Origin of the sequence: Streptomyces durbertensis, assembly GCF_014156695.1 — a bacterium.
Lineage (GTDB): Bacteria > Actinomycetota > Actinomycetes > Streptomycetales > Streptomycetaceae > Streptomyces > Streptomyces durbertensis.
The window spans coordinates 1-3,595 of the sequence record NZ_WMLF01000501.1; the positions used below are offsets into that span (position 1 = coordinate 1).

Below are 3,595 nucleotides of genomic sequence, written 5' to 3' on the forward strand. Positions count from 1 at the left end.
GGGTGGGGGCGCGCGCCGGTCGGCCGGTCGGCGTCGAGCAGCAGCGACAGCAGCGCGGCGGCGACCAGACCGCCCAGCAGCAGCGAGGCGAGCAGGTTCCCCGGGCCGAGGACCGTACGGGCGAGCAGCCCGCCGAACGCGCCGGCGACCACCCCGGTGGCCACCACCAGCCGTCCGTCGGGGAACCGCTCCCGGGCGAACCGCAGCGCGCCGAGCGCCAGCGCGAGACCGATCAGCGCGGAGCCGAGCAACTCCCCGAGCATGGGACCTCCAGGTCGCGGGTGCCTTGCGGAACGAGTGCGTGTGTGTGCGTGTGGTGCGGACGGAATCGGACGTTCCCCGTCCTACCCCGCGCGGAGGGCGCACAAAACGGCGGCCGGGAGCATTCGCTCCCGGCCGCCGTCGCCGTCACGCCTGTGGCGGTGTCCCGCGGCCTCGCCGCGTGGGTACCTCCGGCCGGAGACCGAGGGGGTACCTCCCGGCCGAAGGCCGGGGGAGAGTCAGACGGCGCCGAAGCCGACCCGCCGCGTCTTGGTCTCGCCGATGTCGACGTACGCCAGCCGGTCGGCCGGCACCAGCACCTTGCGGCCGTGCTCGTCCTCCAGGCTCAGCAGCCCGGACTTCCCGGTCAGCGCCTCGGCGACGACGGCCTCGATCTCCTCGGCCGTCTGCGTGCTCTCCAGAGTGAGCTCGCGGGGCGCGTGCTGCACGCCGATCTTGACCTCCACGGCTATGTCCCTCCGACCATCAGTGGAATGCGGCGAACCGCGCTGTACGCAGCCACATTAGCCCGAGCGGACGGGCCGTCGGCCCGTGATCGGAACGCCAGCAGCGAACACCGGCCGGGAACACCGCCTCGGTGGGCGGTGTTCCCGGCCGGTGTGGGTGCCGGTGCCGGGGGAGGTCAGGGCTGGTCGCCGGCCTGGGCGTTGTCCTGCATGGGGAACCCGGCGATACCGCGCCAGGCCAGTGAGCTGATGAGCTGCGCCGCGGCGTCCCGGGGGATCTTCCGCCCCGAGCCGAGCCAGTAGCGCGCGGTGATCTGGGCCATGCCGGTCAGCCCGGTGGCCAGCAGCATCGCCTGCTCGGCCGGCTGGTCGGTGTCCTCGGCGATGACCTCGCTGACGGCCTCCGCGCACTCCAGGCTGACCTTGTCCACCCGCTCGCGCACGGCCGGCTCGTTGGTCAGGTCCGACTCGAACACCAGTCGGAACGCGCCGCCCTCGTTCTCCACGAACTGGAAGTAGGCGTCCATCGTGGCCGCCACCCGCAGCTTGTTGTCGGTGGTGGAGCCCAGCGCGTCCCGGACCGCCTGGATCAGCGCCTCGCAGTGCTGGTCGAGCAGGGCCATGTAGAGGTCGAGCTTGCCGGGGAAGTGCTGGTACAGGACCGGCTTGCTGACGCCGGCGCGCTCCGCGATGTCGTCCATGGCCGCCGCGTGGTAACCCTGGGCGACGAACACCTCCTGGGCGGCCCCGAGGAGTTGGTTGCGTCGGGCCCGGCGCGGCAGGCGCGTACCTCGCGGCCGTGCCTCGGTCTGCTCGATGGCGCTCACGCCTGCCTCCCTGGTTCATTCCGCACGCGGTGTGCGCTGCGCCCGCCATCGTACGGTTCGGTAACCGGACCGCGCGCCCCGCGAGGGGAGATTTTCACGGCACGCGCCCCGATCCGCGCGGGTTTGTCCGTTGCTCAATTGTGTAACGGGGAGGCGGTCGCCGACCAGCCGGCGCCCGGCGTCCGGGGACGGTCTCACGAAGTGGACGCCCGGCGGGGACGCCGGTCCGGCCGTCGGCCGGGCGAGGTCAGCGGTAGTCGTCCTCGTCGAGCTCGACCACCCGGGCCTGCTCCGCCGCGTCCGCCGGATCCGCCTCGACCAGCTCCCGCTCGCTCAGCGGCACGTCGCGGTTCTCCATTACCTCCGCCCGTTGCTCGGCGGTGTCGGCCTCGGGGGCCTCGGGGTCGGTCACCCCGTAGTCGGCGTCGTTGACGTCCTCGTAGGTGTCGGGGTTGCTCGGGTCGACCGGCATGACGCTCCTCGTGCCCTCGGTAGTCCTCGTGCGCTGTGTCCACCGGCGCGGTGGCCGCTCACACCTGTGCCACCGAGCGTAGAAGCCACCGCCGGTCATCGCGAGGGATACCCGGCCGCGATCCGTCGAAGTCTGTGATCGCCCACACGTGACCCCCGGCGTGATCAAGCCGTAACATTGCCGCATGACTTCGACCGACCACGCGCCCAGTCGCATCACGGCGCCCCCGCCGGGCCCACCGGCCGGCTGCTCCCGGGTCGGCGAGGGGGAGACCCTGCGGTTCGTCGACCTGCCGGGCGGCAGCCTCGCGGTCCGCGCCCGGCCGTCCGCGGAAGGCCGCTCACTGCCGCCCGCCCTCTACGTGCACGGCCTGGGCGGGTCCTCGCAGAACTGGTCGCCGCTGATGGCCGAGCTGACCGGCGCCGTCGACGGCGAGGCGGTCGACCTCCCCGGCTTCGGCGACTCGCCGCCACCGGAGGACGGCAGGTACTCACTGAGCGCCCACAGCCGGGCGGTGATCCGCTACCTGGACGCCTCGGACCGGGGCCCGGTGCACCTCCTGGGGAACTCCATGGGTGGCGCCGTCGCCACCCGCGTCGCGGCCCTGCGCCCCGACCTGGTGCGCACCCTGACACTTGTGTCGCCGGCCCTGCCCGAACTGCGGCCGCAGCGCAGCGCACTGCCCACCGGGCTGCTCGCCCTGCCCGGCACGATCCGCCTCTTCCGGCACGCCACCCGGGACTGGACGCCGCACGACCGCGTCCGCGGCCTGCTCGGGCTCTGCTACGGCGACCCGAGCAGGGTCTCGCCGGAGGCGGTGGAGCTGGCCGCCGCCGAGTTCGCACGCCGCCTCGCCCTGCCGCACTTCTGGGACTCCCTCGCCCGCTCCGCGCGCGGCGTGGTCGACGCCTACACGGTCGGAGGGCAACACGCCCTGTGGAGGCAGGCTTCCCGCGTGCTGGCCCCTACCCTGCTGGTGTACGGGCGACGTGACCGGCTGGTCTCCTTCCGGATGGCCCGCAAGGCGTGCCGGACCTTCCCGGACTCCCGGCTGCTGACGCTGCCGGAGGCCGGCCACGTGGCGATGCTGGAGTACCCGGACGTGGTGGCGGACGCCTTCCGCCGCCTGGCGGCCGAGTCGGAACGGGCAGGAGTTGAGGCGACGCGTGGGACGCCATAGCCGCCCCCGACGGGGCTTCGGTCGCACCACGCACATACCCCGGGAACGTCAGGGCGCCGAGGACCTCGAACAGGCCGCGCCACGCGAACAGTCCGGGGAGCCCGAGGAGACCGGGCGGGACCCGGAGGCCGGCGGCGCCCGCGGGCAGACCCCGCCCGCGCCCGGCGGCACCGCCGAGACCCGCCGCGAGCGCCCGCGCCCCGACCGGGCGGGCGGCGACCGGGCGGACGACGACCACGTGCGCGGCGGCCACCCGGCCCACCCGGAGCGGCCCCGCGCGCCGTACGGGCCGCCACCCGGAAGGCCCGGCGGCCCGGCCCCGGGCGCTCCCCGCGGCACGGCGGCCGTACCCGGACCGCGCAGGACCCTCCCCGGCCCGCACCCGGAC

At 74.5% G+C, this 3,595-nt stretch carries 5 protein-coding genes and 1 pseudogene; 2 read left to right on the top strand and 4 right to left on the bottom strand.

Annotated features, from left to right (window positions below; translation table 11 throughout):
• The 4 genes from GL263_RS23350 to GL263_RS23365 form a co-directional block, all read right to left on the bottom strand.
• A partial coding sequence (locus GL263_RS23350; protein WP_182857723.1) for a hypothetical protein occupies window positions 1–263 on the bottom strand: 263 nt, incomplete at its 3' end.
• 237 nt (window positions 264–500) lie between these two features.
• Entirely contained in the window at window positions 501–728 is a 228-nt protein-coding gene (locus GL263_RS23355; protein ID WP_182857724.1) for a DUF3107 domain-containing protein, read from the bottom strand.
• 176 nt (window positions 729–904) lie between these two features.
• Entirely contained in the window at window positions 905–1,555 is a 651-nt protein-coding gene (locus GL263_RS23360) for a TetR/AcrR family transcriptional regulator (protein ID WP_182857725.1), read from the bottom strand.
• 247 nt (window positions 1,556–1,802) lie between these two features.
• The gene (locus GL263_RS23365; protein WP_182857726.1) at window positions 1,803–2,027 is read right to left on the bottom strand and encodes an Rv3202a family protein; all 225 of its coding nucleotides are present in this window, start codon (window positions 2,025–2,027) and stop codon (window positions 1,803–1,805) included.
• A gap of 184 nt (window positions 2,028–2,211) precedes the next feature.
• On the opposite strand from GL263_RS23365, the gene GL263_RS23370 reads away from it, so the two are divergent.
• Both GL263_RS23370 and GL263_RS23375 read left to right on the top strand, forming a co-directional pair.
• Window positions 2,212–3,207: an alpha/beta fold hydrolase gene (locus GL263_RS23370; RefSeq protein WP_182857727.1), complete on the top strand. Its 996-nt coding sequence runs from the start codon at window positions 2,212–2,214 to the stop codon at window positions 3,205–3,207.
• Window positions 3,194–3,595, top strand: a pseudogene (locus GL263_RS23375) (hypothetical protein); the annotation flags it as partial. The gene GL263_RS23370 and the pseudogene GL263_RS23375, both read left to right, overlap by 14 nt.

What these genes read in the sequence shown, in the direction of transcription:
- GL263_RS23365 (WP_182857726.1), bottom strand. Translation starts at nt 2,027, where the DNA reads ATGCCGGTCGACCCGAGCAACCCCGACACCTACGAGGACGTCAACGAC.
- GL263_RS23370 (WP_182857727.1), top strand. Translation starts at nt 2,212, where the DNA reads ATGACTTCGACCGACCACGCGCCCAGTCGCATCACGGCGCCCCCGCCG.